Origin of the sequence: Streptomyces sp. MK37H (assembly GCF_018035285.1) — a bacterium.
GTDB classification, from domain to species: Bacteria; Actinomycetota; Actinomycetes; order Streptomycetales; family Streptomycetaceae; genus Streptomyces; species Streptomyces endocoffeicus.
Map to the genome: position 1 here is coordinate 21,356 of NZ_JAAAYH010000007.1, position 26,768 is coordinate 48,123.

A 26,768-nucleotide genomic window follows, 5' to 3' on the forward strand; every position below is an offset into this window, starting at 1 on the left:
GTCATAGGATCGGAAGGGGTCTTTGTCGTCTCCGGGAGCCTTCGATGTCCGACCCGACGCCTGACTCGTCCGAGCCGATGCCTGATTCGTCCGGTCCGGCGTCTACCCCGTCCGGCCCGAGCCCCGAATCGCTCGACCAGCGGCTGGCCTCCATCGCGCGCCATCCGTTCCGCGCGAAGTTCCATCTGCGCGGTCGCGATCGGGCCACGGCCGAGCTGAGCGGACCGTCGACGTTGCGCTGGCACGCCTACGACCTGATCGCCAAGCGGCTGGCCCCCGCCGAACCCTACAAGGACGGCAAGCAGACGCCCTATCGAGGCCACCCCGTGTTCGTCGCCCAGCACGCGACCGCCACCTGCTGCCGTACCTGTCTTCAGCGCTGGCACGAGATCCCCAAGGGGCGGGAGCTGAGCCGCGCGGAGCGGGCCTATGTGGTCGATGTGATCTGCCGTTGGATCGAGCGCGAGGTGGCGGGAGCACGGACCAGGCCAGGTCCATAAGGTTTTTGCCATCGACGGAGCCGGACAGTAAACCTCTCCGGGTCCGATCGCGTCTAGATCGGCAACGGGCGCACAGCACCGGTGACACTGACGGGGCCGGTTTCCCGGCTCCTATACACGCCGTGTATACATAGGGTGCATACACCCCATGTATGCACTCGGTGTATAGAGGAGTGCGCTCCTGGGAACAACAGACGGAAAGGCATCCATGTACGGCAAGGCATTCGCCCCTGAGTACCAGGGCTCCCTCACCACCCTGTCCGTGAACTCGTCCCTGGTCGAGGTGCTGGCGGCGGGCACCGAGCAGTTGCGGGCGGCCGAGCGGGGCGGCTCCCCTGGCGAGGCGGCCCGAGCGGGGCTCGCGGTCGCCGAGGCACACCGGAGGCTGGGGCAGGTGGGCGAGGCCGACCGCGAGTGGAAGGCCAGCTACCGGGCGGCCCGTGCGGCGGGGGACCTCGGCGCGATGGCATGGGCGCTGTGGAGCGGAGGCACCCTCGCCCGGCAGCGGGGCGCGCTTGCGCTGGCGTGGCGGCTGCTCGGCCTCGCGGCCGACCTCGGCGAGCGTGGCGGGGACATCGTCGTCCGTGGCTACTCACTGGCCGGGATGGCGGAGACCGGCCGTATCCAGGGCGACTACGACGCCGTGGGCGCCCTGCACGAGCAACTCCTGGCCGAGGCACGCAAACGCGGCGAGGCGCGCCACACCGTATGGGCGCTCGAGGGCATCGCCCAGATGCACCGCAACACCGGGTCGTACGACTCGGCCTACGCGATGTTCGAGGAGGCCGCGGAGATAGCCGCGAAGGCCGAGGACCGGCGCGGACACGCCTGGGCGCTGCGGGGCATGGCCGACATCGTCTCCGTACGCGACGGGGACGTGGAGCGCGCGCTGGAGCTGCTCTCCGAGGCCGAACTGACCTGCCGCGAGATGAACCTGGTGAGCGCGCTGGCCTACAACCACAAGATGCGCGGCAATGTGCTCTACCGCGCGGGCCGTTACGAGGCGGCCCGCGCGATGTACCAGCAGGCCCTGGACGAGTTCCGCGAGATGAGCGAGCCGCGCGGCGAGGGTCTCGCCCGGCTCGGGCTCATCAAGTCCCTGGCCCGGCTGGGCCGCGACCGTGCCGAAACCGCCGATGACCTGTCCGAACTGGCCGGTGTGCTGGAGCGGATCGGGCTGCGGCACGCCCGCCGGATGGTGGACCGGGCCCGCGAGGAGTTCGGCCTCACGGAGGTCCTGGAGGTGGCGCTGTGACGACGGCGTTCCCCGAGCTCCTCGGAGCGGACGAGACCACCGCCACCGCGGGCGAAATCCTCGGCCGCTGCCGGGAGTTGGTGCGCCCCGCGCTGGCCGGCACGGTCGGGCGGCTGCACCCATGGGTGGCCGAGATGGCCGCGTACTCCTTCGGCTGGTGCGATGTGGGCGGTACGCCCGCCGAGGGATCGGGCGGCAAGGGGGTGCGGCAGGCCCTGGCCGTGCTGTGCGCGGAGGCGGCCGGGGCATCCGGTGAGGCGGCGGTCGCCGGGGCGGTGGCGGTGGAGCTGGTGCACACCTTCTCGCTGCTGCACGACGACATCATGGACGGCGACCAGACCCGCCGCACCCGCCCCACCGTGTGGAAGGCGTACGGGACCGGCCCGGCCGTGCTCGCCGGTGACGCCCTGTTCGCGCTGGCCGTGGAGGCGCTGGCCGGCGTGGACGGCGCCGGAGCCGCGGCCGCGGTGCGGCAGCTGAGCGCGGCGCTGGGTGACCTTGTCCGCGGCCAGGCGGACGACCTGCTCTTCGAGTCGCGCCCCTGGACGGGACCCGAGGCGGTGGGGCCGGAGGAGTACCGCACGATGGCCGAGCACAAGACGGGCGCGCTGCTCGGCTGCGCCGCCGCCCTGGGTGCCGCGCTCGCCGGGGCGCCGGAGCCCACCGTGGCCGCCCTGGACCGGGCCGGGCGGCACATGGGCGTGGCGTTCCAGGTGGTGGACGATCTGCTGGGCATCTGGGGCGATCCCGCGGTCACCGGCAAACCCGTCCACCGCGATCTGCGGCAGCGCAAGAAGACCTTCCCCGTGCTCGCCGCGCTGAGCGCCCGCGGCCCCGGCGCCCCGGCCGCCGAGCGGCTGGCCACGCTGCTGGAGGAGTCCCCGGACACCCAGGACGACGCCACCACGCGCCGGGCGGCCGCCCTGATCGAGCAGGCCGGTGGCCGCTCCGCGGCCCTGGCGGAGGCCGACCGCCACATCGCGGCCGTGGAGACATGCCTGGAGAGCCTGCCGCTCGTGCCCCGCGCGAGCGCGGAACTGCGCACCCTGCTGGGCTTCCTCGTACGGCGTGACATCTGATCCGCGGAGCGCTTACCGCCGCGTGGTCAGCGGCGGTCGCGCACCGCGTCCAGCCGGTCGCGGACCCACAGCTCCACATCGCCCACATGCCGGCCGGCCGCGGTGAACGCCGCCAGGCTGTCATGGGCGCGGAGCGCGGTGTAGATGTCCATGTGCTGCTGGTGAGTCCAGGACAGCACATCGGACTTGACCAGGGCGCGCCAGATGCGGGCCCGGGCGGTGCGCTGGGTGACCGAGTCGGCCAGCGAGGCGAGGGTGCGGTTGCCGGACGCGGCGACGATGTCGGCGTGGAAGGCGATGTCCTCGTGGACCAGCTCCTCCGGGTCCTGCAGACCGCGCATTCGCTCGATCCGCTCCTGGAGCCGGTCGAGGGTGGCCTCGTCGATGCGGGTCGCGGCCAGCGCGGTGGCGCCCGGCTCCAGGACCTTGCGGCACTCCAGCATCTCGTTCAGACCGGTGTCCTGGGCCAGGTCCAGGAAGCTGCCGAGGGCGCGCAGCAGCCGGTCAGGGCGCAGATCGGTGACGAAGGTGCCGTCGCCGCGGCGTACGTCCAGGACCCCGGCCATCGCCAGGGCGCGGACCGCCTCCCGCAGCGATGGACGGGAGAGTTCGAGCTCGCTCGCCAGCACCGCCTCCGGCGGCAGACGGTGGCCGGGCGTGAACTCACCGCTCTCGATGCGCTTGCGCAACCGGCCGATGGCTATGTCGACGACACTGCTCCCGGCGGCGGGGACACCGCCGCCGGGGCCGGAGCGGTCTGGATTGGTGGGCATGGCGACCAGGATGCCACTCAGCCGCGGTGGCTCCAGACCGGTCCGCCGGGGTAGCGGTAGGTCTCCAGGGTCTCCCGCCGGATCCGGGCGCTGTAGCCGGGTGCCTCGGGGACGAGATAGCGCGAGCCACGGATGCGGACCGGGTCGTGGAAGTGTTCGTGGAGATGGTCGACGTACTCGATGACACGGTCGTCCATGGAGCCGCTGACGGCCACATAGTCGAAGATCGACAGATGCTGGACCAGCTCGCACAGGCCGACCCCGCCGGCGTGCGGGCACACCGGCACGTCGTACGCGGCGGCCAGCAGCAGAACGGCCACCGCCTCGTTGACACCGGCCAGGCGGCAGGCGTCGATCTGGCAGACGCCGATCGCGTCGGCCGCGAGGAACTGCTTGAACATCACCGCGTTGTGGGCGTGTTCGCCGGTGGCCACCCGGATCGGACCGATCCGCCGGGCGATGGCCGCGTGTCCGAGGATGTCATCGGGGCTGGTGGGCTCCTCGAACCACCAGACGTCGAACTCCCGGAGCGCCTCGGCCCAGGAGACCGCCTCCGCCACGCCCAGGGTCTGATTGGCGTCGATCATCAGCCGGCGGTCCGGCCCGATGACACCACGGGCGATACGGCAGCGCCGGATGTCGTCCTCCAGATCGGCGCCCACCTTCAGCTTCACCGAGTTCCAGCCCTGGTCCACGGCCTCCTGGCAGAGCCGGGCCAGCTTGGCGTCGTCGTATCCGAGCCAGCCCGCGCTGGTGGTGTACGCGGGGTATCCGTGCTCGCGGACGTACGCCTCCCGCTCGGCGCGGCCCCCGGCGCGGGATTCGAGCATCTTCAGGGCGGCCTCGGGGGTGAGCGCGTCCTTGAGGTAGCGCCAGTCCACCAGGTCGACCACCTGCTGGGGGGAGAGGTCGGCGAGGAGCTTCCACACGGGTTTGCCCGCCCGCCGGGCGGCGAGGTCCCAGGCCGCGTTGATGACTGCGGCGCTGCCCAGGTGGATGGCGCCCTTGTCCGGGCCGAGCCAGCGCAACTGGCTGTCACCCAGCAAATGGCGTGAGAAGGCGCCCAGATCGCCGGTGATCTCCTCCACGGACAGGCCGATGGCCCGCTCCCCGATGGCGCGCGCCGCCTGCACCGCCAGATCGTTGCCACGGCCGATGGTGAAGGTGAAGCCATGGCCCTCCAGGGGTTCGGCGCCGGGTGCGGACCCCGCCGCGCCCTGGCCGGAGGGGGCGTCATCGGCGGTCTTGAGCACCACGTATGCCGCCGAGTAGTCCGGTGCCTCGTTCATGGCGTCGGAGCCGTCGAGGTGCTGGGAGGTCGGGAAGCGGACATCGATGGTCTCGACGTCGACGACGCGAAGGGTCATGGCACGCGCTCCTGTGGGCAAAGGGCGAGGGAAAGCGAGCAACGCTGACCAACATGTCAGATGTCTGCTGTGGTCGCCAAGGGTCATCTGGAGGAAAACTCGTGGTTGTTGAGACCTTGTCAAAGGCTGTAGGTGACACCTACGTTCCACGGGTCAGATGTTTCCGCGAGACAGTGTGGTCCGCAGGGAGGCCCGATGAACCCGGCCACCACCATGGAGAACACCCGCCGGAAGGTGTCCAGGCGCCTGCTCCCCCCACTCTTCGTGATGTTCGTGCTGAGCTTCCTGGACCGTACGAACGTCGCCCTGGTCAAGTCCCATCTCGCCGATGACGCCGGGATCGACGCCACCGCGTTCGGGCTCGGCGCCGGTGTCTTCTTCATCGGCTACGCCCTGCTGGGCGTGCCCTCCAACCTGGTGCTGCACCGCTTCGGCGCCCGCCGGTGGCTGGCCGCGCTGATGTTCGTCTGGGGGCTGCTGTCCTGTGCGATGGCGCTGGTGTCCAATCCCACCGGTTTCTATGTGCTGCGGTTTCTGCTGGGCGCCGCGGAGGCCGGGTTCTTCCCCGGTGTCATCCTCTACATCACCTACTGGTTCCCGGCCGCCGACCGCGGAAAGGCCACCGGGATGTTCCAGGCGGCCGTGGCGGTCGCCAGCATCATCGGCAACCCCCTCGGCGGCAGCCTCATCGGGCTGCACGGCATCGCCGGCCTGGAGGGCTGGCAGTGGATGTTCCTCCTGGAGGGCGCCCCGACCGTGGTCCTGGCGCTCGCCGTACCGTGGCTGCTCACCGACCGTCCCGAACAGGCACGCTGGCTGAGCGCCGAGGAGAAGGACCTGCTCGCCCGGCGCATCGAGGCGGACCGCCCCGGCGAGGACGCCAAACCGCCGCGCCGGGCCCGCGAGACCCTCCGCGACAGCCGGGTGCTGCGGCTGATGTTCGTGTACTTCGCCATCCAGATCGGCGTCTACGGCGTGACGTTCTGGCTCCCCGCGCTGGTCGGCCGGATCGACGGGCTGGGCGATGTGGGCATCGGCTTCGTCTCGGCACTGCCGTGGGTGTGCGCGTTGCTGGGTGTGCTGGTGCTGCCGTGGATGTCGGACCGCAGCGGCGACCGGCGCGGTCCGCTGCGGCTCGCCCTCGTGCTGACCGTCGTCGGTCTGCTCGGCGGGGTGCTGCTGCCCCCGGTCCCCGCCATCGCCGCCCTGTGCGTGGCCGCCTTCGGATTCCTGGGCGCGCAACCGGTGTTCTGGACCGTGCCACCGACCATCCTGTCCGGCGCCCATATGGCCGGGACCATCGCGCTGATCTCCGGTTTCGGCAACCTCGGCGGTTTCCTGGGCCCGTATCTGATGGGCGTCGCGGAGTCGGCGACCGGCTCGGGCGCCACGGGTCTCTACGCCATCGCCGCCATCGTGGCGGCCGGTGTGTGCGCGGCGACCACCCTCCGCTGGGTAGGAGCACCGACCACACCGTCACGAGAGGAGAGGACGACAGATGACACGCATCGTGCGCTTCGTCGATGAGGCCGGGACGGTCCGGACCGGAGTGGCCGACGACGCCGGCGGGATCCGGGCCTTCCCCGGTGCGCCGCTCATCGCCGAGTTGCTGCGGCTGCCCACGTTGGAGCTGCGGGCCCTGGTGGAGAACACCGCCTCCGGCCCGGCGGCCGCCCATGAGCGGAACGTCCTGCCGCTGCCGCCGCTGGACGGGCTGATGGAGCTGTGGGCGGCGGGGGTGACGTATGAACGCTCGCGCGAGGCCAGGGTGGAGGAGAGCACCGAGCAGTCGGTGTACGAGCGGATCTACGACGCCGAGCGCCCTGAGCTGTTCTTCAAATCGCCGCCGTGGCGGGTGGTGACGGACGGCGAGCCGATCGCCGTACGGGACGACTCCGAGCTGAACGTCCCCGAGCCCGAACTGGCGCTGGTCCTCAACCGGTATGGCGAGACCGTCGGCTATCTGGTCGCCGACGACGTGAGCTCACGGTCCATCGAGGGCGAGAACCCGCTCTACCTCCCGCAGGCCAAGATCTACGCCGGAAGCGCCGCCGTGTCCTCGGCCATCGTGCCCGCCTGGGAGATCGACGCACCCGACGCGCTGGACATCACCATGGCGGTGTGGCGTGACGGTGAGGCGGCGTACCAGGCGGCCACCTCAACCGCCGCGTTCCACCGCACCCCGCAGGGGCTGGTGGACCACCTGTGGCGCTCCCAGCCCTTCCCCGACGGCGCCGTGCTGTCCACCGGCACCGGCATCGTGCCCGCGCTCGATTTCACCCTGCGCGCCGGGGACGTGGTGGAGATCTCCATCGAGGGGGTCGGCGTCCTGCGCAACCCGGTACGGGCCCATCAGTCCGAACTGGACTGGCTGGTGGAGGCCATCGCCGAGCCGCTTACCCGCCGTGCCCACCGCAGCCGCTTTCCGGAGTGACCCGGGAAGTGACCCGGGAAGTGACCCGGGAGTGGCCCTGCGGACAGGCCCGGGCCTCAGCGCTCCAGTGAAGCCGCGTCGCCCATGACGACGACGGGCCCGCGGTCGGGGTCCAGCGCCCGGAGCAGCTCCTCCATGGCGCCCTCCGCGAGGCTGACACAGCCGCGTGTGGGGCCGCCGTGGTCGATGTGCAGCCAGATGCCGCCGCCCCGGTCCGGGCCGAGGGGGCGGGTCCGGTCCAGGGGAGAGGTACCGGGCCGGCGGTTGTAGTCGATGGCGATCACGTAGTCGAACGAGCCGGACAGGGGTTCGCCTTCGAAGCCTGTACCGCTCGCGGTGAAACGGGCCGACCGGTCGTAGGGCAGCCGGGTGCCGGGGTCGGGGAGCCGTCCGCCGGCGTCCGTGAGGGTGTGGACGCCGATGGGGGAGCGCAGATCGCCTTCCCGGTGGTCGTCGGTCCAGCCGTGGAGCGCGTTGTGCGCCGCCCGGCTCGCCCCGGCCCGCCACCCGGCCCCGGTGTGCTCGTACAGGACCGCCGTGGACACCGGTGAATTCCGGTCGTGGCCCGTCACCACCAGCACCTGCCGGGACCGGCGCGGCACCTCGGCCCAGGTCCTGGGCCCGAGCCCCGGTGGCCGGGAGGGTGCCGGACACGGTGTGCGTCGTGGTGCGCCACGCGATGTGCCACGTGGTGTGCGCATGGTCATGGGCCGGCCCCCGGTCTGGACGGAGAGCAACGCGTCAGGCCAAGTGTCGCGCGACGGCTCGAATGATGTCGCCGTTGCCGTTGTTCGGCGACGGCCGTTGACCTGCGGTGTCGTCGCCGAAGCGGCCATGGGCGTATCACCGGGGCCGTCAGTAGAACGCTTGCTCGATTACGCGGGTACGCTGCACATATGGGTGCGTATCTCCAGGGCTCGCTCTTCGACCAGACCGATGACATCGGTCTCGGTTCGCTGCGCGGGACGCACCGGGCCGAGCTCGGGTCCGGGGCCTGGATCGATCTGCTGCCCGGGTGGCTGAGGGGAGCGGACGACCTGTTCGCCCAGCTCGTCGCCGAGGTCCCCTGGAAGGCCGAGCGGCGGCACATGTACGAGCAGGTGGTGGACGTCCCACGGCTGCTCGCCTACTACAACGCCGAGGACCCGCTGCCGCACCCCGTCCTGGCCGAGGCCCGGGAGGCGCTCTCCACGTACTACGCCACCGAACTGGGGGAGCCCTTCACCACGGCCGGGCTGTGCTACTACCGCGACGGCCGGGACAGCGTGGCCTGGCACGGCGACCGCATAGGCCGCGGCAGGACCGAGGACACCATGGTGGCCATCCTGTCCGTGGGCACGCCCCGGGACCTGCTGCTGCGCCCGCGTGGCGGTGGCAAGGCCATGCGGCGGCCGCTCGGCCACGGCGACCTGCTGGTGATGGGCGGCTCCTGCCAGCGGACGTGGGAACATGCCATCCCCAAATCCTCCCGCGCCACCGGCCCACGCATCAGCATCCAGTTCCGCCCCAGTGGCGTGGGGTGACACCCGCCGACCACCCCGGTGCGGTCCGGGGGTCTCAGGAGACGGCTGGATTTTGGTACAGACCATTGACATATATGTTCGGGGGCGGTGTCATGGGGCCCGTCAGCTCTTGAGAGCGCCTCGGGTGGATGTCGCCATCCGGGGCCGGACCTCGGAGAGTTCCCCGTGAATGGACGTCCCAGAGGTTGTCATGATCTTGACAACCTCTTTGCTCCTTCAGGCCGCGGCCGCGAAGGGCCTGAGCGGATTGAGCCCCGGTCCGCCGTGGCAGGGCCACGGCGCATGACCTCTAGTGGATTCACCAGTTTTCCGTAGCACCTTTCCCGCCGCGCTATCACGCGGCACCTTCCCACGGGCCTCTCGCCCCAAGGGCGGCGGCGCGTCGCCCGTGCGTCGCCACGCCCGATGACTGCCCGACATCCCCGTGCGTCGTCGGCGCGGTGGCATCCGAATGTTCCGCCACGAAAGAGAGATGAGACATGCCCATAAGACGTGCCCTCGTGGCCACGGCCGCGACGGCGGCGGCCGGTATATCGGCGCTTGCGCTTCCCCCTTCGGCCGCTGACGCGGCCTCCGGCACGGCACAGGATCCGTCGTCGGTCCAGGCGCCGGCGGCCGGCTTCGTGGTGAGCCGGGCCCAGTACCAGCGGATGTTCCCGAACAAGAACGCGTTTTACACGTATGACGCGCTGGTCAGCGCGATGAACCGGTTCCCCGGCTTTGCCAGGACCGGTACCGATACGGTCAAGAAGCAGGAGGCGGCGGCCTTTCTGGCCAATGTCAGCCATGAGACCGGTGGCCTCCGCTACATCGTGGAGCAGGACATCTCCAACTACCCGAAGTACTGCGACACGACGCGCCCCTACGGATGTCCGGCGGGCAAGGCCGCGTACTTCGGACGCGGGCCGATTCAGCTGAGCTGGAACTTCAACTACAAGGCGGCGGGCGACGCGCTGGGCGTCAATCTGCTCAAAGAACCGGGCCTGGTGCGGACGGACGCCGTCATCTCCTGGAAGACCGCGCTCTGGTACTGGACCACCCAGTCCGGGCCCGGCTCCATGCCCGCACACAAGGCCATGACCACCGGTGCCGGATTCGGGCAGACCATACGCGCCATCAATGGCGCGCTGGAGTGCAACGGGGCCAACCCCGCGCAGATGCAGGACCGGGTCAACCTCTACAAGAAGTTCACCAGCCTCCTCGGCGTCGCGCCCGGCGCCAATCTGACCTGCTGAGAGCGCCCTTCCCACGGAGGAGTCATGCGCAGAATTCTGATCGGCCTGGCCACCGCGGCACTGGTGGTGCTGGCGGCCCTGCTGCCGACCGCGGGGACGAGTGCGGCCACGAGCGTGGCGATGCCGACCGGCGACGCGCCCGCCGCGGCAATGAAGGCCGGTACGGCCACTCCCGCCAAGGCGAACGAGGCGAACAAGGCGAACAAGGCGAACAAGGCGAACGAGACGGCGAACGCGACCAAGGCGGTCCGCGCCGCCAACCACACGGTCACCTTCGTCAATCACACCGGACGGAAGGTGTGGATCGGCAGCGCCGTCAATGCCGATGGCTCCGAGCAATTCGCCGAACTGCCCATCCTGGAACCCGGACAGTCGGCGTCGGTGACGATCCCCGAGAACGCCGATCCTGGCCACTGGCGTGGAAAGTTCTTCGCCCGTCTGGGATGCACCGGCACCTCGGGCAGCACCTTCCACTGCAAGGTGGGGGACTGCGGTAAGTTCGCCGACCACTGTGAGCTGGGCGAGCAGCCCGTCAGCCTCGCCGAGTTCAATTTCGACACCAAGGACACGCTCGCTCCCTGGTACAACGTGAGCTACGTCAACGCGTTCTCCAACCCCATCACGATCGCCCCCAACAACCCCGCCGGTGGCGGAGGTTGTGGCACCCAGGGCTGCACACAGAACCTGCTGCCGTTCTGCCCGGCCGCCAACCTCACCCGCTGGTCGGACGGTACACCGATGCTGTGCACCAACCCCGACCGGGACGTCAAGACGCCGTACAGCGACGCGATCGCCTCCCGGTGCCCCAAGGCGTACGCCTACTCCAAGCAGGACCAGGAGCCCGGCAACCAGGTGATGCAGAACTGCGGTAAGTGCAGTGGCTTCACCGTGACCTTCAACGCGGGGTCGTGACCATGCGGAGGATGCGACTTCTCGCCGTACTGCTGGCGGTGGTGACCCTGCTGACCGCGGGAAGCCAGACGGGCGCCGGCGCGTCCACCGCCGCGGTGAAGAAGAAGGGCGTCAGCGCCTGGAAGTTCAACGGGGTCACGGCGGCGATGTCCGACGCCAAGGTCGGCTGGTTCTACACCTGGGCCTCGGGCAAGCAGCAGATCCAGCCCCCGGCCGGGGTCGAATTCGTACCCATGATCTGGGGTCCCGGCTCGGTGACCGACGCCGAACTCAACCAGGCCAAGAGCCAGGGCACGACCCTGCTCGGCTTCAATGAACCGGATATGGCGGGCCAGGCCGATATGACCGTCGCCAAGGCGCTCGATCTGTGGCCCCGGCTCCAGTCGACCGGTATGCGGCTCGGCGCGCCCGCGGTGGCCTACGGCGGCGATGTCGCCGGTGGCTGGATCGACCGCTTCATGAAGGGCGCCGCCGACCGCAACTACAAGGTCGATTTCATTCCGCTGCACTGGTACGGCGCCGACTTCGACGCCACCCGCGCGACCGAACAGCTGCGCGGCTATCTCCAGGCCACTCACGACCGCTACAAGAAGCCGATCTGGCTCACCGAATACGCGCTGATCGACTTCTCGAGCGGTACCCCGAGGTATCCGACCCCGGCCCAGCAGGCCGCGTTCGTGAAGAAGTCCACCGCCATGCTGGAAGGCCTGTCCTTCGTCCAACGGTATGCGTGGTTCACGCTCTCCGCGGACCGCGGTGGCACCGGTCTCTACAACGGCGCGACGCCCAACCAGATCGGCACCGCCTATCGCGCGGCCGGCTGAGGCAAGGCCACGCGCGCTCACACCACACCACTCACACGACACCATGACAATCGAAACGAGGTCCTCCGCCATGCGCAAGGCAACGCTGATCGGCCGACTGGCGGTCGGAGCCGCCGCACTGACCGCCGTAGTGACCGTCGCCCCGACGAGCACCGCCGCCACCAGCGACACCCCGCCGCCCGGGCAGAACTGCTGGGCCACGCACTACGGCTACATACCGCCCGGTGCCTACACCGCCAGCGGCGAACTCTTCGACAACAACGCGGACACCGCCGCCACGTCCCTCAGCCGTAGCCCGCAGCTGCCGTTCGGCACCAAGGTGAAGGTCACCAACGTGGCCAACGGCACGTCACTGGTCGTGCGCGTCAACGACCGCGGCACCTTCGGATGGACGCCGTCCGTGCCCAAGTGTCTGGACCTGACCGACGGTGCGTACTCCCGGCTCGGCGGAGTCCTCAATCCCGACTCCGGCCACATCGTCGTCAAGGAAGAAATCGTGAGGTGAAAGGGGCATGTGGTGAAGTGGAGCGCCGGTCCCGGCGCTCCACGTCGGGTCCCCGATACCCCGCTCGCGAAGCGACCGTCGTGCGCCGGAGGCTTCCCTCTTTCCGGGGGCTGTCCGCCGGAAGCGCTACCCACTGACCTCGTAGGCAAGTACTCTCCGTGGCGACACTGGAACGTGACGGGTGATGAAGCGGGGTAGCGGGGGTGCGGGTGATGGCGGAGGCCGGTGACAAGGTCGCCGACCGATATCTGCTCCAGGAGCCCATCGGGAGAGGTGGGATGGGCGTCGTCTGGCGGGCCCACGATGAACTGCTGGACCGCCAGGTCGCGGTGAAGTGTGCCCGTCCGGACGACGACCGCGCGGTGGCGCGCCTGACCAACGAGGCGCGCAACGCCGCACGGCTGCACCATCCGCACATCGTCTCGGTGTTCGACTTCGTGGACGAGGGCGAGATCTGCTGGATCGTCATGGAGTATGTGTCCGGGGGCAGTCTCGCGGACATGGTGCGCGATCGCGTCGCGCTCCCCCCGGAGGAGGCGGCCTCCATCGGCTGCCAGATCGCCGCCGCGCTCGCGAAGTCGCACGCCGAGGGTGTGGTGCACGGCGATGTCACCCCGGAGAACGTCCTGATCACCGAGGACGGGGTCGCCAAGCTGACCGACTTCGGCATCTCCCGGGCGCTGTGGAGCGAGGCCACCATGACCCGGACGGGCGGGGTGCGTGGCAAACCGCCGTATCTGCCGCCCGAGGTGGCCAGGGGAGAGGTGGCCGACCGGAAGTCCGATGTCTTCTCGCTGGGTGCGACCCTCTACGCGGCGATCGAGGGGCGGTCCCCGTACGGCGAGGCATCGCATCCCATGGCCTATGTGGCGCGGGCCATCGAGGGCTATATCGAGAGCCCGCACCGGGCCGGTCCGCTGGTGGACACGCTCACCAAGCTGCTGGATCTGGAGCCGAAGCGGCGCCCCGCCGCCGACCAGGCCGTACGGCTGCTGCGGCGGGTCGCCCCATCGTCCCCGCGGATCGAGGACCTCGAGGACCCGCACGACGGCGACACGCTGGACCGCACCCCCTTCACGATGCGACTGGTGCCGCCGTCCGTCCGAGGGCCGTGGCGCCGCCCGAGCCGCGGGGTGGTCATCACCGCCACCGCGCTGGGCATTGCCGCGGTCCTGGTGGCATGGGCCACCCTCTTCGGCCCCTGGGGTGACGGGCGCTCCGACGAGAGCGGCGGGTCCGGGAAGGACGGCGGGCGTGGCGTCTCCGGTACGGCCGACTCGCCGGCCCGGACGGGCCCGGCCGGCACCATAGGCGACGCGCGGACCGCCGATCCCTGCAAGTTGCTCAACCCCGCCTCGCTCAGCCGCTTCGGTGAGACCGTGCTCGACCCGGACTACGGCGAGATCGATCGATGCGATGTCCTGCTGCAGGGCGAAAGCGGCGATGACATCGCCGACGTCCAGCTCAACTTCAGCGCTGATCCGCCCGAACCGGGTGGCGATGTGCCCACCAGAAGGGTCGGCAATGTCACCGTCGGCGCGTACCAGCGCGATGGGGACGAGTGCCTGCGGAACATCGCGTCCGCCGACCGCAAGCAGATCTGGATCATCACCGAGCGGCTCGACACCCCGGCGCCCGACCCCTGTCAACTGGGCGACGCCGCCACCGACTATGTGGTCAGTGTGCTGGACCGCGGCCAGGTCCCCCGGCGCTCCGGGCAGCCGGTGGCGAGCTCCCTGCTCCGGGGACACGCATGCCGGCTGCTGGACAGCGATGAGCTCAAGCGGGTCGCCGGTGTCCGGGTGGCGGACCGCGACCCGGGCTTCGGGGACTGGCAGTGCGAGTGGACGGACGGCTCGGGCGACGCGGGGGTGAAGGTGGTGTTCAACCGGGACAACCAGTTCACCACGGATGACGGCCGGCCGGCGGTCATCGCCGGCAAGCGGAGCTCGGTGTCGCCGAACGAGTGGGATGACGACTCGTGCCTGGTCCGGATGTTGCACCGCTCGTACCGCAACTCCCTCGGTGACGACACCGTCGAGTTCATGTCGTTGAACGTCTACGGGCCCACGTCCACTGAAAAGCTCTGCAAGACCGCCAAGGCGCTCGCCGCCACGGCCGCGAAGAAACTCCCGGCATCATGACCACAACACCTCCCGGCAGTGACCGCCCTGCCATCGGGCGGGCTCCCGCCACCCGTCGCCCCGCCACCGGACGTCCCGCAGCGGGCGGCCGCCCGCTGCCCGCCGCGCACGGCAGTCTGGCCCGCGGGGTGACGGCGCCGGTGCCGGGCACCGCCTTCGCCCTCGCCCTGACCGGTGGCATGACCCTCGGCCCCGGCGACGGCCGTGAGCTGCTCTTCGGGCGGAACCGCCCCGAGGTGCACGTCTGCGTGGGCGAGGACGACCCCCAGGTCAGCCGCTGCCAGGGCAGACTGACCCATCGCCACGGCCGGTGGTGGGTCGCCAACAACGGCCGGCTGCCGCTCCGCTTCCCGTCCCGGCTGCTCTTCACGGGCGAGGAACCACTGCCCCTCGAGACCGGCTACACCCCGCTGTTCGTCCGGGGCTCGCGCGACCGTGAGCATCTGCTGGAGGTCTTCGTCAGCGGCCCAGAGACCGAGCGGCCGGTGGCCCTGCCCGGGGATGTCACCCGCCCGCCCCGCGTATGGGTGCTCACCGACGAGGAGAAGCTCGCGCTCGTCGTTCTCGGCCAGCGGTATCTGCTCCACGAACCCCGGCCACAGCCCCTCACCTGGAGGCAGACGGCCTCCCAGCTCGCGGAGTTGCGCCCCGGTGAGGGATGGAGTGAGAAGCGCGTGGAGCACCTGGTCAACCGGGTCCGTACGATGCTGTCCCGGGACGGAGTGCCCTGGCTGACCCGCGAGGAGGTCGGCGAACCGGTCGGCAACGCGCTCAACGACCATCTGATCCGCGCCCTGATGATGTCGACCACGCTCGTCCCCCCGGATCTGGCCCTGATCGAGGCCGCCTGACCGCTCAGCGCGTTCTGACCGCTCAGCGCGCCCTGGCCGTTGACCGTTCAGCGCGTGTCCTCACCGTTCAGCGCGTCCTGACCGTTCAGCGCGTGTCCTCGGCGCCCGCCGCCGCGCCGGTCTCCGGGCGCTGGAAGAGCGCGTAGAGCCAGCCCAGGGACGGGATCAGCAGCAGCGCCCCGACCGCGAACACGATCAGCACGGCGGCCAGCACCGAAGGCGGTGCGGCCGCCCGTGCCACGGTGAGGTCCGGGACCAGCATCAGCGGATACTGCGCCACGCCCCAGGCCCAGACGATGAGCGCCACGGCGAGGGCGGCGGCGGCCCGGGCCCAGCCCCACAGCGACCGCATGAGCAGGACCAGCCCGGCCACACCGGTGACGGCCGACAGCACCACCAGGGGCAGGGCGCGATGGGTGAGCCCGTGGAACAGCCGTGGCGCGTCGGCGTGCAGCACGGCGATCCCGACGAGCGCCACGGCACCCGCGGCCATCCCGCTGACCAGGGCGCGTCGCTGGAACGCCCGCACCAGGTCGGGCCCGCCGCCGCGTGCCGCGTCCGCGCACAGATAGACGGCGGCCAGATGGGCGCAGGTCACCACGGCCAGCACACCGCCGAGGAAGGACGCCGGATTGAGCCAGCTGGTGACCGTACTGCCCGCGGCGAGGCCGGGGGGTACGCGCCCGGAGGCCACACCACCGGCGACCGTGCCCAGGAAGAAGGGCGTGACGACCGACGACGTGGCGAAGCAGGCCCCGAACAGCCGCTGCTGCCACAGCTGGGTGCTGGCCTTGCGGAACGCGAACGCGGCACCGCGCGCGATGATGCCGAGCGCCGCCAGGGTCAGCGGCAGATAGAGAGTGGACATCACTGCGGCGAACACCTCGGGGAAGCCGCTCCACAGCATCACCACCACGAAGATCAGCCACACGTGGTTGGCCTCCCAGACCGGTCCGATGGCGTGCTCGATCAGCGCGCGCTGCGGCCGTCCACGACGGCTGCCACCGGCCACCAGATCCCACAGCCCCGCCCCGAAGTCGGCGCCGGCGAAGAGGGCGTAGCACATCAGACCCAGCCACATCACCGCCAGGACGGTGTCCGCGAGCATCAGGACCTCCAGCGCTTCACACGACCGGATAGCCGGTCACATCGGCTTCCTGCGGGGCCACGGGGACCGGGCGTTCGCCCGCGAGCCGGCGCAGGACGTAGACGGTGGCCACCGTCATCGCGGCGTACACCACGAGCACCAGCCACAGCCCGGTCATGAGGCCGGGGGCGGGATTCACCGCGTCCCGGACGCTGAGGACCCCCTGCACCACCCACGGCTGACGGCCCTCCTCGGTGACGACCCAGCCGCACTCCAGCGAGACGACCGCCGCCAGACCGCTGAACGACGCCAGCCACAGGAAGAGGCGCGTGCCCCGGCGGGCCAGCGGGTCGCTCTCGCCCCGGCGCCGGGTGCGCCACCAGGCCAGCAGCAGCCAGACCCCGAGCCCGATCAGGAACAGCCCGCCGAGCACCATCAGGTCGAACGCCAGATGGGTGCCGGTGATCGGGGGCCGCCGCGCGGGGGGCACCTGGTTCAGCCCCTCGATGACCGTACTGGGGCTGAAGCCGACCAGCAGCGACAGACCGTTGGGGATCTCGAGACCGCCCTTGAGGCCGTGGTCGCCCGCGATACCGCCCACGGTGAGCGGCACATGGCTGGAGGTGGTGAAGACACCCTCCATGGCGGCGAGCTTGACCGGCTGGTAGTCGGCCACGAAGCGGGCGATCCAGTCACCCACCACGAGCTGGACGGGCGAGACGACCGCGCCGAGGACGAACGGGATGAAGAACCCCGCGCGGTGGTAGCGGTCGGTGCGGCCGCGCAGCAGGGAGACCGCGTACACGCTCGCGGTCAGGAAGGACGCCACCATCAGCGCGGCGAGGATCATATGGACGGTCTGCGGCGGACTGGCCGGGTTGAACATCGCGGCGAGCGGGTCGACGTCCACGACCCTGCCGTGGCGGACGGTGAAGCCACGCGGCTGGTTCATCCACGCGTTGGCGCACACCACGAAGAACGCCGAGGCCACACCGGCGATGATGATGGGGATCGCGGTGAGCATATGGACGCGCGGCGGCAGCCGGTCCCATGCGTAGAGGTAGATGCCGAGGAAGATGGCCTCGATGAAGAAGGCGATGCCCTCGATGGCGAACGGCAGCCCGATGACCTGGCCGTAACGGCCCATCAGCCCCGGCCACAGCAGCCCCATCTCAAAGCTGAGGATCGTGCCGGAGACCGCGCCCACGGCGAACAGCACCCCCATGGCCCGCGCCCAGCGCCGGGCGAGCAGCCGGTACGAGGGGTCGCCGGTGCGCACGCCCCACCATTCGGCGATCAGGGTGAGCAGCGGAAGCCCCACGCCCAGACAGGCCACCACGATGTGCCAGGCGAGCGAGAAACCCATCTGGGCGCGGGCCGCGGCCAGATCGCCGGACGTGGCCGGGCCCGCCAGCCAGTCCCTCACCACGGCCGTGGCCTGCGGCCACGGGTGCTGGTCGACAGCGGGCACGGCCGCTCCTCACTCGTCGCTGAGCCCCCTCCCGGAAAAACACCTTTACCCGCCTCCGCGATGTCGCGGTGGTTTCCCGGCCGCGACACGCCGGGGTGGGGCAACGGGCGGTCGCCCCACGACCGTCACTCGGTGTCCGCGCCGATGGCCTCCAGCATCGGGATGCGCGCGGCCTGACGCCCCGGCCAGAGCGAGGCCAGGACACCGATCGCGGCGCTCGCGAGGAAGAAGAGGGCCGTCCTGTCCCAGGGGATGACGAGCGGAACGACCTCCTGGCCGAGTACCGCCGCCGCGCCGATGGCGGTACCGGCGACGACACCGAGCGCGGAGCCGAAGAGGGAGATGGTCACCGACTCCAGGCGCAGCACGGATCCGACGCCACCGCGGTCCAGTCCGATGGCCCGCAGGAGCCCGATCTCCCGCACCCGCTCGAAGACGGCCATGCCCATGGTGTTGACCACCCCGAGGGCGCCGATCAGCACGGTGACGCTGAGCATGGCGTACATGATGTTCAGGAACGGCGCGGTCCGCGCGGTGGCGGCGGCCCTCGCGTCGGCGCGGTCCTGGACGAGCAGCGCCGGGTTGTCCAGGACGCGCCGGATCTCCTCCTGGAGCGCGGTGGTGCGGCCGGGGGCGGCCTTGACCAGTACCGAGTCGATGCTGGGCCGGTCCTCGGCGCCGGCCGGACGTGGCAGGGCGCGTGCGGAGACGAGAGCGGGGGTCAGATCGTCCGGACCGTCGTAGATCGCGACGACGGGCAGGTTGGCCCTGCTGCCCGGCGTACGCCCGCTCGCACTGGTGAAGGTGCCGGTGACACGGGAGCCGAGCCGCCAGCCGTGGGCGGCTGCCAGCTCCTCGGTGACGGCGATGCCCTGGTCGAGGCGGTCCAGCGACCCCTCGCGGACGGTGAGCGACGCGGCGCGTTCCACCGCGGCGGGGTCCACCGCGGTGACCGAGAGGGCGGTCTTGTCGGCGAGGTCGAAGTAGGTGGGGATGACGGGAGTGACGGCCTCGGCGTCGGCGAGCCGCGCCACCCGGGCCGCCGTGCCCTCGCCCATCTCGCCGAAGTCAACGGCCGTGATGCGCAGGTCCGAGGCCATGGAACGGTCGGCGTCCCGCTCGTCGAAGCGGTTCACCGAGGTGACGGCCACGGTGACGGCGGTGACCATCGCCAGACCGACCATCAGGGTGGTCGCGGTGGCCGCGGTACGCCGTGGATTGCGGCGGGCGTTCTCCACCGCCAGCTTGCCCCGGACGCCCGCCAGCCGGGTCAGCGGGGAGCGCAGCAACCCGGTGACGCCGAGCGCGAGCAACGGAGTGAGGACGATCAGGCCGACCAGCAGCAGGGGCGCGGCGCCGAAGAGGAGGTTCGGCTCACCGATGGCGGCGGCGATCAGCAGCGCGCCGCACGCGGTGGTGATCAGCCCGATGGTGTTGCGGCGGCGCAGCGAGGCGGCGGTGGACGGCTGGACGGTCCGCAGCGCCGCCACCGGCGGTACGGCCGCCGCTCGCCGGGCCGGGACGTAGGCCGCGAGGACGGTGACGCCGATGCCCACGGCGAAGGCCGCGAGCAGCGGCTCGGCGGACAGCGCCGGCACGGTGGCGTTCCCCGCACCGGAGGCGTCGAACAGGCTGCCCAGCAGATGCGCGGCACCGACGCCAAGACCGTAGCCGATGGCCGAGGCGGCCGTGCCGACCACGGCGGCCTCGGTCAGGACCATTCGCATCACGTAGTTCGTGGTGGCGCCGATGGCCCGCAGCAGCGCGTGTTCCCGGGCGCGGGCCGCGCTGAGCATGGTGAAGGTGTTGGCCACCAGGAAGGTGGAGACGAACAGGGCGACCCCGGCGAAGCTCAGCAGCAGTGTGGTGAGCTTGTCCGCGTCCCCGTCGGAGGCGGCACCGGACTCCAGATCCGCGCGGGTGACCGCCCGCAGCCCGGGTGGCAACAACTTCTGTGTCTGCTGGGCGAGTTGGACATCCGTTGTGCCCTCGGCGGCGGTCAGCGTGATCGCCGAGTAGCTCTTCGGCGCGGGGGCGAAGTGCCGTTGCGCGGTGGCGGTGTCGAAGGCGGTGAGCGTGCCGCCGGAGTCCACCCGGCTGTCATGGGCGGTGAAGACGCCGACCAGCCGAGCGTCGCGGGCCGTGCCGGCCACGACGATACGCACCCGGGCGCCCACCCGGTATCCGGCCCGCTCGGCGGTCCGCCGGTCGACGGCGATCTCGGCGGCGCCACGGGGGCCACGGCCCTCGGTGAGCGGATAGCGGATGTCCTTGCCGCTGCCGTCGGGCACGTAGTTGACGCCCGCGGCCTGGTTCAGATCGCCGACCAGAGTGCCGTCGGAGCCGACGAGGAAGGAGCGGCCCTCCACCACTCCGCGCGCCGCGGACGCCGACGGCAGCGCCCGCAGCCGCCGCAGCAGCGTGTTATCGAGCCGGTGTGGCGCGGCGGGGTCCGCGGTGACCGAGACGGACGCATCGGGCTGGGAGTTGGAGCGGGCGCGGTTCACGGCCGCTCTGACGGAGTCGCCGTAGAGCAGCGAACCGGTCACGAAGGCCACGCCGAGCACGACGGCGAGGGCGGGCATCGCGAAACGGAGCCGATGGGATCGGAGGGTGCGCAGGGCGGTGCGGAACATCGACGGCCTTCGGAAGGACTGAGGGGGCAACGGTCGGAAGGGGCGTGGCCGGCGGACGCAGAGCGCTCGAGCACTCTCCGGCCGCCCCGGATGCCATCCTTCGCGCGGACGTGGCGCGGCGGATCCACCGGAATGCCGAAGCGGGCCGTGCCCCTCCCCGGTTTCCTCGGCCGAAAGTCTGATGTGGCGACGGCGGCCGGACCGTAGCGTGACCTGCCATGATCTCCGAGTTCCGGTCCCGTTTCCGCTTCCGGCACCTCCGGCAGGGCCTGGTCGGCGTCGCTCTGGTCGTCCTCGTGGTCCTGGAGGGGTTGAACGCGCCGGATCCGGCGATGGCCGCGGCGACGATGGTGTCCGGGGTGCTGTGCCTGGGCGCGCTCGCCGTGCCGGAACGCCTCTTCGCGCGCTGCGCCCTCGGCGTGGCGGCCGTCTCGTGCATGCTGACGGTGACGGAAGCGCAGCTGTCCGAGCGTCCCCCGAACACCCCGGGCATGGTGGAACTGGGCGCGCTGCTGCTGCTCAGCACCCGCGCCGTGCGGCGCTGCCCGCCACTGCGAGCGGCCGGGCCGGTCGCGGCGTCCTCCCTCGCCGCCGTGGTCCTTCCGCTGCGGATCGAGCTGTGGGACGACTACCTGAAGGACCTGATCGCCGTCATCGCGGTCTGTGCCGTGCCGTTCATGGTGGTGGTGGGGCTGTGTCTGCGTCTGTACGACACACTGCGGGAGCGGGAGCGCGAGGCCATCCGGCAGGCCCAACGCCTGGAGCACGCACGGGAGTTGCACGACTTCGTGGCCCACCACGTCACGGCGATCGTCGCACAGACCAAAGCCGCGCGCTTCACCGCCGCGGCCGGACACCCCCAGTCCCCGGAGGACCTGGACCGGATGCTCGCCCAGATCGAGCGGGCCGGATCCCAGGCGCTCGGGTCGATGCGCGCCATGGTCACCAGCCTGCGGGACCACGCCACCGCCTCCGCCACGACCCGGCCCACGGGCGATCCGGCGGGTCCGCGCGGGCTGCGTGATCTGCGTGCCCTCACCGAGGAGTTCTCCGAGGTGGGCCCGACCGCCGAGCTGATCCTCGCCCCGGAACTCACCGACCGGCCGCTGCCGCCCGGCATCGCCACCACGGTCCACCGTGTGGTACAGGAGTCCCTGACCAACGTCCGCAAACACGCCACCGGGGCCGGCCGGGTGGAGGTGCGGATCGGTGTCCGGCCCGGCGATCCGGAGGGGCTGGAGGTGTCGGTCGTCGACGACGGGCAGGGTGGCGCCTCGCCCGCCGCCGAGCGGTCGGCAGAGGGGGGCGGATACGGTCTGGTGGGGATCGCCGAGCGGGTCGAGGAGGTCAACGGGCGCATCACGTCAGGGCCACGGGACGGCGGCGGCTGGCACGTCCTGGCGGTCCTGCCACTGGACAGGACGGCCACTGAGGAGACGATCGCCTGCGATCATGCGTGACATGACGATCCAGGTACTCATCGCCGACGACCAGGAGATGGTCCGTGCCGCCTTCCGCATGATTCTCGACTCCCAGCCGGACATGCGGGTCGTCGCCCAAGTGGCGAACGGCGTCGAGGCGGTCGAGCAGGCCCGGCGCCTGCGGCCCGATGTCTGCCTCCTGGACATCCGCATGCCCGAGCTGGACGGTCTGGAGGCCACCCGGCTCCTCGCCGGACCCGATGTGCCGGATCCCCTCAACGTCCTCATCGCCACCACCTTCGACCTCGACGAATACGTCTACCGGGCGCTGCGCAACGGCGCGTGCGGCTTTCTGCTCAAGGACGGCGCACCCGGTCTGCTCACCGAGGCGGTACGTGCCGCGGCGTCGGGCAATTCGCTGATCTCCCCGTCGGTGACCGTCCGCCTGCTCGCGCACATGGCACCCCACCGCGACCGGCCGGCCCCCTCCGAGGCCCGTCCGGCCCGCCGGGGGAGGAGCGGGCCCAAGGGTCTGATCGAGCCGCTGACCCAGCGCGAGATCGAGGTGGTCCGGCGGGTCGCCCGTGGCCGTACCAACGAGGAGGTGGCCGCGGATCTCCATGTCACCCTTTCCACCGTCAAGACCCACCTCGGCAACGTGCAGCGCAAGCTGGCCGCCCGCAACCGCGTCGAGATCGCGGCCTGGGCCTGGGAGCACGGCATGGTGGACGAGTCCTCGCCGAGCGGCGGAGGCTGACCCGCCCGGCGGATGCCCCCGGCGTGTGCGCGCTACCAGGTGCGGGCGGCGCGCTGAAGCCGCTCGCGGACCCGGGCGACGTCCGGGTTGGCGTCGGCGCCCGGCCGCTGTACGAGGAAGAGCGTGTTGAGCGGCGGCTCTTCGGGCTCATGGAGCAGGACGAGTCCACCGGAGGCGAGTTCGTCCTGGCACAGATAACGGGGGAGCACGCTGTATCCGGCGCCCGCGGCGACGGCCGACACGGCCCCGCGCAGATCCGGCACCGTCACCGCGGCCTGGGCGGTGAGCCGCTTGCCGAAGACATTGCGCCAGTACCGGCGGGCGATGGGGAGGTCCTCCGCGTAGGTGATCAGCGGTACGTCACGGACGGCGGCACACGGCCCGTCGGCCGCCAGACGCTCCCCGATGCGCCGGGCCCAGCCCGGCGAGGCGACCAGCACATAGTCCTCGTCCGCCAGCGGGAGCGAGGTCAGCGTGCGGCCGCCGGGGCGCCTGGTGGCGATCACAAGGTCGTGATGTCCCGCGCGCAGCGCCTCCAGCAGCGGATCGGTCAGCCCCATCGTGATCCGCAGCCGTACCCCCTCGGCGACCAGCGGGGCGAGTGCGGGCAGGGCGCGGGCGCACAGCAACTCGGCGGGCCCGGCCAGGTGGACGGGGGTGGTGCGGCCGGTGAGTACGGTGTTCCGGCCGCCGAGGGAGGCGAGGGCGTCGAGTGGCCCGGCGATGTGTCCGGCCAGGTCATGGGCGAGGTGGGTGGGCTCCACACCGCGCGGAAGCCGGGTGAACAGCGCGCGTCCGGTCTGCTGCTCCAGGGCGCGGATCTGGGCGGTGACGGTCGGCTGGGAGAGCCCGAGCAGCGGCGCCGCGGCGGTGAACGAGCCGGAGCGGTAGACGGCCAGGAAGGTGCGCAGCAGATTCAGATCGGCCTGTTGCGGGGGCGCCCCGCCGCCGATGACGATGTCGCCGTCCTGGTGTGTCCCGTCCGCCATGCGGCCCAGCATAGAGAGGCACACGGTCTTTCCCGCCATCGGAAACCCGATGCCATCGATCGACTGATCTATTGGCATTCCGATGCCCAGTGGATCTACCTTCGAGCACGCCGCCAGGACGGCGGCGCCACATCGGGGCGGCGAAGACGCCCCAGGAGAATCCAGCGATCACATTCACCGCGTGTGTTCGCATCGAGGAGTGAGCATGGCGAAGATCCTGTTCGTGATGACCGGTGCCGACCAGTGGACACTGGCCGACGGTACGAAGCACCCCACCGGCTACTGGGCCGACGAGGCCGTGGTCCCCTATGAGGCGCTCAAGGCCGCGGGCCACGAGATCACCGTCGCCACCCCCGGCGGCGTCGTCCCGCCCGTGGACTCCGCCAGCCTCAGCCCCGAGGTCAACGGCGGCCCGGAGAACGCCGCCAGGGTCAGGAGCGTCACCGAGACCGCCGCGGAGTTCCGCGCCCCCATCGCGCTGAGCGACGTAACGCTGGACGACTACGACGCCGTCCATGTGCCCGGTGGCCACGGCCCCATGGAGGACCTCGCGGTCGACGCGGACTCGGGCAAGATCCTCACCCTCGCGGTGCGCAGTGGCATGCCGGTGAGCGTGGTCTGCCACGGCCCGGCGGCGCTGTTGGCGGCGGTCACGGAGGACGGCACCCACGCGTACGCGGGTTACCGGATCACCGCCTTCACCAATGAGGAGGAGAAGATGGCCGGCAACGCCGACAAGGCCAAGTGGCTCCTGCAGGACCGGCTGACCGAGGCGGGCCTGACGGTGCGGGTCGGCGACCCCTTCGCACCGCATGTGGAGGTCGACCGCAACGTCATCACCGGCCAGAACCCGGCCTCCTCCGGCCCGCTCGCCGAAGAACTCCTCAAGAAGCTCGGCTGACCTCTCGACCCTCCCTCGCGCCTCAGGCGGGCTCGGCCGTGGTGCCCCGGATGACGAGACGGGGGGCGACCACGGCCTCCCCGTCGGGGATCCGCTCTCCCTCCAGGCGGGCGATGGCCCGGCCGACGGCGAGTTCGGCGAGGCGGGGGATGTCCTGGCCGACGGTGGTGAGGTTGATATGGGCCAGGCGCGCCAAGTGGCTGTCGTCGAAGCCGATGACGGAGATCTCGTCGGGGACGGCGACCCGGGCGCGGAGGAGGGTGTCCAGAACCCCGGTGGCGGAGCGGTCGTTGAAGGCGAGGACGGCGGTGGGCCGGGGAGTGGCGTCGAGGAGGGCGCGGGCGCCCGCGGCGCCGTCCTCCTCGGTGAGGCCGCCGGGCAGGACGCGGACGCGGTCGGCCAGGCCGTGGCGGCTCATGGCGGTGCGATAGCCACGGCGCCGGTCGGCGGCGCCGGGTGCCCTGCCGCCGTCGATATGGGCGATGTCGCGATGGCCGAGGGCCACCAGGTGGTCCACGGCCTGGCGGGCGCCCTCGTCATCGGCGGTCCGCACCACCTCGACACCCGGGGCGGACCCGCGCAGCCGACGGGCCACGGAGACCACCGGGAGCTGCGCGGCGAGTTCGGCCAGCCGCGCGGCCGGGGCCTGCGGGCCCAGCAGGATCAGGGCCTCGCAGCGGTCGGCGAGCAGGGTGTCGGTGGCCCGCTGCTCACCACGCCCGGCGGCCACGGCGCTCAGTGCGATCTGGTACCCGGCGGGCTCGGCCACCGCGTAGATGCCCTCCAGCAGATCGGAGTGGAAGGGGTGCTGAAGGCCGAACTGCACCCCGAGGAGATGGGACCGGTGGCTGCGCAGCAGCCGGGCCCGGGCGTCCGGCCGGTAGCCGATCTCCTGTGCCGCCTGGAGGACCCGCTCACGGGTGGCGGCACCGGCGCCCTTGGCGTCCCGCATCACGATGGAGACCAGCGCCGTGGACACGCCGGCCCGCGCCGCCACGTCCGCGAGGGTCGGGCGCTTCCCATGGGGGACGGCCGGCGTCGGTGGCACCACTGGTCTCCCTGGTCGAGGTGTCGTCTTCGGGCGGGGTCTCGCCCCCGGGCGCGACGATCGTAGCCCAGGGTCCGGCCGACACGCTCCCCGCGTCTATAACGTTCTAGCGACTCCGCCGTCCACCCTTGACAGGGGCGGTCGGCGGCTGGCGTACTGCTGCTCGTTTCCTAGAACGTTCTAGTGACTGGAACGTTCTGGTCTGCGTTGCCGAGGCCGGAGAGAGCGAGCAGTAGCGATGTACACATTGGCGGTCTGCGCCGAGATGGTCTTCCGGGATCTGCCGATCCAGGAACGGGCGCGGCGCATCCACGACGCCGGTTTCCAGGTCGAGATCTGGGACTGGAGCCGACACGATCCGACCGCCCTCGAGCGGACCGGTGCGGTGTTCTCCTCCATGACCGGCTATCTCCGCGGCAGCCTGACGGACGATGACGGGGCGGCCGAACTCCTGCGCACCGCCGAGGAGTCGGTCAAGGTGGCCCATCAGCTCGGCTGTCCCCGGCTGAATCTGCACGGCACCGGGCTGGACGGCGACGGCCTGCCGGTGGTGCCGGTGCCGGGCGAGGCCACCGGCCCGATGTGGATCGCCGCCCACCGCACCCTCACCCGCCTCGCCGAGCTGGGCGAGCGCACCGGGGTCACCTTCACCCTGGAGAACCTCAACACCGCCGTGGACCACCCCGGTGTGCCGTTCGCGAAGGCCGCCGACACCCTGGCCCTGGTCCAGGCCGTGGATCGGCCGGGGTTGCGGATGAACCTGGATCTGTACCACGCGCAGATCGGCGAGGGAAACCTGATCGAGCTGGTCCGCCGGGCCCACGGCCGGGGCCTGATCGGCGAGATCCAGGTGGCCGACGTACCCGGCCGCTGCGAGCCCGGAACGGGAGAGATCAACTACCCGGCCCTCGCCCGAACCCTCGCCGACCTCGGCTACGAGGGCACCGTCGCCATGGAGGCATGGGCCTCCGGTGACAGTGACCTCGCCCTGGAGCGCTTCCGCTCCGCCTTCACCCGCTGAAGCGCGCGCCCGCGAGGCGGCCGTCCAGCCCTCAT

At 71.2% G+C, this 26,768-nt stretch carries 24 protein-coding genes; 16 read left to right on the forward strand and 8 right to left on the reverse strand.

Annotation, left to right across the window (positions count from 1 at the left end; translation table 11 throughout):
* The first annotated feature begins 44 nt into the window (after positions 1–44).
* From GWI24_RS02400 to GWI24_RS02410, 3 genes are all read left to right on the forward strand, one after another.
* Positions 45–500 (forward strand): DUF4186 domain-containing protein, encoded by a 456-nt coding sequence (locus tag GWI24_RS02400; protein WP_210944222.1) that lies wholly within the window; start codon positions 45–47, stop codon positions 498–500.
* Between the two features lie 208 nt (positions 501–708).
* Complete coding sequence (locus tag GWI24_RS02405; protein WP_210944223.1) at positions 709–1,755, forward strand: tetratricopeptide repeat protein; 1,047 nt, start codon at positions 709–711, stop codon at positions 1,753–1,755.
* Positions 1,752–2,834 (forward strand): polyprenyl synthetase family protein, encoded by a 1,083-nt coding sequence (locus GWI24_RS02410; RefSeq protein WP_210944224.1) that lies wholly within the window; start codon positions 1,752–1,754, stop codon positions 2,832–2,834. Before GWI24_RS02405 ends, GWI24_RS02410 begins: the two co-directional genes overlap by 4 nt.
* Positions 2,835–2,860: 26 nt before the next feature.
* Here GWI24_RS02410 and GWI24_RS02415 read toward each other — a convergent pair whose 3' ends face one another.
* A complete protein-coding gene (locus GWI24_RS02415) occupies positions 2,861–3,607 on the reverse strand; it encodes a FadR/GntR family transcriptional regulator (protein ID WP_210944225.1) in 747 nt (248 codons plus the stop codon).
* 17 nt (positions 3,608–3,624) lie between these two features.
* Entirely contained in the window at positions 3,625–4,974 is a 1,350-nt protein-coding gene (locus GWI24_RS02420; RefSeq protein WP_210944226.1) for an enolase C-terminal domain-like protein, read from the reverse strand.
* 195 nt (positions 4,975–5,169) lie between these two features.
* On the opposite strand from GWI24_RS02420, the gene GWI24_RS02425 reads away from it, so the two are divergent.
* Together GWI24_RS02425 and GWI24_RS02430 are read left to right on the forward strand one after the other, a co-directional pair.
* On the forward strand, positions 5,170–6,501 hold the full coding sequence (locus tag GWI24_RS02425) for an MFS transporter (protein WP_210944227.1): 1,332 nt from the start codon (positions 5,170–5,172) through the stop codon (positions 6,499–6,501).
* Entirely contained in the window at positions 6,473–7,408 is a 936-nt protein-coding gene (locus GWI24_RS02430; protein ID WP_210944228.1) for a fumarylacetoacetate hydrolase family protein, read from the forward strand. Before GWI24_RS02425 ends, GWI24_RS02430 begins: the two co-directional genes overlap by 29 nt.
* Positions 7,409–7,464: 56 nt before the next feature.
* Here the strand turns inward: GWI24_RS02430 and GWI24_RS02435 are convergent, their stop codons facing one another.
* Positions 7,465–8,115, reverse strand: a complete 651-nt coding sequence (locus GWI24_RS02435; protein ID WP_374103258.1) for a L,D-transpeptidase family protein — start codon at positions 8,113–8,115, stop codon at positions 7,465–7,467.
* 189 nt (positions 8,116–8,304) lie between these two features.
* On the opposite strand from GWI24_RS02435, the gene GWI24_RS02440 reads away from it, so the two are divergent.
* The 7 genes from GWI24_RS02440 to GWI24_RS02470 all read left to right on the forward strand — a co-directional run bounded on the left by GWI24_RS02440 (position 8,305) and on the right by GWI24_RS02470 (position 15,402).
* The gene (locus GWI24_RS02440; protein WP_210944229.1) at positions 8,305–8,931 is read left to right on the forward strand and encodes an alpha-ketoglutarate-dependent dioxygenase AlkB; all 627 of its coding nucleotides are present in this window, start codon (positions 8,305–8,307) and stop codon (positions 8,929–8,931) included.
* A gap of 479 nt (positions 8,932–9,410) precedes the next feature.
* Positions 9,411–10,166, forward strand: a complete 756-nt coding sequence (locus tag GWI24_RS02445; protein WP_210944230.1) for a chitinase — start codon at positions 9,411–9,413, stop codon at positions 10,164–10,166.
* A gap of 24 nt (positions 10,167–10,190) precedes the next feature.
* Entirely contained in the window at positions 10,191–11,078 is an 888-nt protein-coding gene (locus tag GWI24_RS02450; protein WP_210944231.1) for a thaumatin family protein, read from the forward strand.
* Between the two features lie 11 nt (positions 11,079–11,089).
* Positions 11,090–11,902 (forward strand): glycoside hydrolase family protein, encoded by an 813-nt coding sequence (locus tag GWI24_RS02455; RefSeq protein ID WP_247615760.1) that lies wholly within the window; start codon positions 11,090–11,092, stop codon positions 11,900–11,902.
* A 70-nt stretch (positions 11,903–11,972) separates the two neighbouring features.
* Positions 11,973–12,407, forward strand: a complete 435-nt coding sequence (locus GWI24_RS02460; RefSeq protein ID WP_247615761.1) for a septal ring lytic transglycosylase RlpA family protein — start codon at positions 11,973–11,975, stop codon at positions 12,405–12,407.
* Between the two features lie 212 nt (positions 12,408–12,619).
* On the forward strand, positions 12,620–14,551 hold the full coding sequence (locus tag GWI24_RS02465) for a serine/threonine-protein kinase (RefSeq protein ID WP_210944233.1): 1,932 nt from the start codon (positions 12,620–12,622) through the stop codon (positions 14,549–14,551).
* A complete protein-coding gene (locus GWI24_RS02470; RefSeq protein WP_247615762.1) occupies positions 14,548–15,402 on the forward strand; it encodes an FHA domain-containing protein in 855 nt (284 codons plus the stop codon). The genes GWI24_RS02465 and GWI24_RS02470 overlap by 4 nt, the downstream gene beginning before the upstream one ends.
* A gap of 85 nt (positions 15,403–15,487) precedes the next feature.
* Here the strand turns inward: GWI24_RS02470 and GWI24_RS02475 are convergent, their stop codons facing one another.
* From GWI24_RS02475 to GWI24_RS02485, 3 genes are all read right to left on the reverse strand, one after another.
* On the reverse strand, positions 15,488–16,510 hold the full coding sequence (locus GWI24_RS02475) for a cytochrome d ubiquinol oxidase subunit II (protein ID WP_210944234.1): 1,023 nt from the start codon (positions 16,508–16,510) through the stop codon (positions 15,488–15,490).
* Positions 16,511–16,526: 16 nt separating this feature from the next.
* Positions 16,527–17,960, reverse strand: a complete 1,434-nt coding sequence (locus GWI24_RS02480; RefSeq protein ID WP_374103259.1) for a cytochrome ubiquinol oxidase subunit I — start codon at positions 17,958–17,960, stop codon at positions 16,527–16,529.
* A gap of 125 nt (positions 17,961–18,085) precedes the next feature.
* Positions 18,086–20,545: an FtsX-like permease family protein gene (locus GWI24_RS02485; protein ID WP_308343375.1), complete on the reverse strand. Its 2,460-nt coding sequence runs from the start codon at positions 20,543–20,545 to the stop codon at positions 18,086–18,088.
* 269 nt (positions 20,546–20,814) lie between these two features.
* Between GWI24_RS02485 and GWI24_RS02490 the strand changes: the two genes are divergently transcribed.
* Positions 20,815–22,056 carry a sensor histidine kinase gene (locus GWI24_RS02490; protein ID WP_210944236.1) on the forward strand — a complete coding sequence of 414 codons (1,242 nt, stop codon included), beginning with the start codon at positions 20,815–20,817 and terminating at the stop codon, positions 22,054–22,056.
* Entirely contained in the window at positions 22,049–22,774 is a 726-nt protein-coding gene (locus GWI24_RS02495; protein ID WP_374103260.1) for a response regulator, read from the forward strand. Before GWI24_RS02490 ends, GWI24_RS02495 begins: the two co-directional genes overlap by 8 nt.
* Before the next feature lie 32 nt (positions 22,775–22,806).
* Here GWI24_RS02495 and GWI24_RS02500 read toward each other — a convergent pair whose 3' ends face one another.
* On the reverse strand, positions 22,807–23,763 hold the full coding sequence (locus GWI24_RS02500) for a LysR family transcriptional regulator (RefSeq protein ID WP_247615763.1): 957 nt from the start codon (positions 23,761–23,763) through the stop codon (positions 22,807–22,809).
* A 205-nt stretch (positions 23,764–23,968) separates the two neighbouring features.
* Between GWI24_RS02500 and GWI24_RS02505 the strand changes: the two genes are divergently transcribed.
* Positions 23,969–24,664: a type 1 glutamine amidotransferase domain-containing protein gene (locus GWI24_RS02505; RefSeq protein ID WP_210944238.1), complete on the forward strand. Its 696-nt coding sequence runs from the start codon at positions 23,969–23,971 to the stop codon at positions 24,662–24,664.
* Between the two features lie 22 nt (positions 24,665–24,686).
* On the opposite strand, the gene GWI24_RS02510 is transcribed toward GWI24_RS02505, so the two are convergent.
* Positions 24,687–25,712: a LacI family DNA-binding transcriptional regulator gene (locus GWI24_RS02510; RefSeq protein ID WP_210944239.1), complete on the reverse strand. Its 1,026-nt coding sequence runs from the start codon at positions 25,710–25,712 to the stop codon at positions 24,687–24,689.
* Positions 25,713–25,950: 238 nt separating this feature from the next.
* Here GWI24_RS02510 and GWI24_RS02515 point away from each other — a divergent pair, with 238 nt between their 5' ends.
* Complete coding sequence (locus GWI24_RS02515) at positions 25,951–26,733, forward strand: TIM barrel protein (protein ID WP_210944240.1); 783 nt, start codon at positions 25,951–25,953, stop codon at positions 26,731–26,733.
* Positions 26,734–26,768 lie beyond the last annotated feature (35 nt).

Coding starts and splice junctions, on each gene's coding strand:
- GWI24_RS02435 (WP_374103258.1), bottom strand. CDS start 8,115: ATGACCATGCGCACACCACGTGGCACATCGCGTGGCGCACCACGACGC.
- GWI24_RS02455 (WP_247615760.1), top strand. CDS start 11,090: ATGCGACTTCTCGCCGTACTGCTGGCGGTGGTGACCCTGCTGACCGCG.
- GWI24_RS02420 (WP_210944226.1), bottom strand. CDS start 4,974: ATGACCCTTCGCGTCGTCGACGTCGAGACCATCGATGTCCGCTTCCCG.
- GWI24_RS02485 (WP_308343375.1), bottom strand. CDS start 20,545: ATGCCCGCCCTCGCCGTCGTGCTCGGCGTGGCCTTCGTGACCGGTTCG.
- GWI24_RS02505 (WP_210944238.1), top strand. CDS start 23,969: ATGGCGAAGATCCTGTTCGTGATGACCGGTGCCGACCAGTGGACACTG.
- GWI24_RS02495 (WP_374103260.1), top strand. CDS start 22,049: ATGCGTGACATGACGATCCAGGTACTCATCGCCGACGACCAGGAGATG.
- GWI24_RS02465 (WP_210944233.1), top strand. CDS start 12,620: ATGGCGGAGGCCGGTGACAAGGTCGCCGACCGATATCTGCTCCAGGAG.
- GWI24_RS02475 (WP_210944234.1), bottom strand. CDS start 16,510: ATGCTCGCGGACACCGTCCTGGCGGTGATGTGGCTGGGTCTGATGTGC.
- GWI24_RS02500 (WP_247615763.1), bottom strand. CDS start 23,763: ATGGCGGACGGGACACACCAGGACGGCGACATCGTCATCGGCGGCGGG.
- GWI24_RS02460 (WP_247615761.1), top strand. CDS start 11,973: ATGCGCAAGGCAACGCTGATCGGCCGACTGGCGGTCGGAGCCGCCGCA.
- GWI24_RS02400 (WP_210944222.1), top strand. CDS start 45: ATGTCCGACCCGACGCCTGACTCGTCCGAGCCGATGCCTGATTCGTCC.
- GWI24_RS02430 (WP_210944228.1), top strand. CDS start 6,473: ATGACACGCATCGTGCGCTTCGTCGATGAGGCCGGGACGGTCCGGACC.
- GWI24_RS02415 (WP_210944225.1), bottom strand. CDS start 3,607: ATGCCCACCAATCCAGACCGCTCCGGCCCCGGCGGCGGTGTCCCCGCC.
- GWI24_RS02450 (WP_210944231.1), top strand. CDS start 10,191: ATGCGCAGAATTCTGATCGGCCTGGCCACCGCGGCACTGGTGGTGCTG.
- GWI24_RS02405 (WP_210944223.1), top strand. CDS start 709: ATGTACGGCAAGGCATTCGCCCCTGAGTACCAGGGCTCCCTCACCACC.
- GWI24_RS02425 (WP_210944227.1), top strand. CDS start 5,170: ATGAACCCGGCCACCACCATGGAGAACACCCGCCGGAAGGTGTCCAGG.
- GWI24_RS02445 (WP_210944230.1), top strand. CDS start 9,411: ATGCCCATAAGACGTGCCCTCGTGGCCACGGCCGCGACGGCGGCGGCC.
- GWI24_RS02490 (WP_210944236.1), top strand. CDS start 20,815: ATGATCTCCGAGTTCCGGTCCCGTTTCCGCTTCCGGCACCTCCGGCAG.
- GWI24_RS02470 (WP_247615762.1), top strand. CDS start 14,548: ATGACCACAACACCTCCCGGCAGTGACCGCCCTGCCATCGGGCGGGCT.
- GWI24_RS02440 (WP_210944229.1), top strand. CDS start 8,305: ATGGGTGCGTATCTCCAGGGCTCGCTCTTCGACCAGACCGATGACATC.
- GWI24_RS02515 (WP_210944240.1), top strand. CDS start 25,951: ATGTACACATTGGCGGTCTGCGCCGAGATGGTCTTCCGGGATCTGCCG.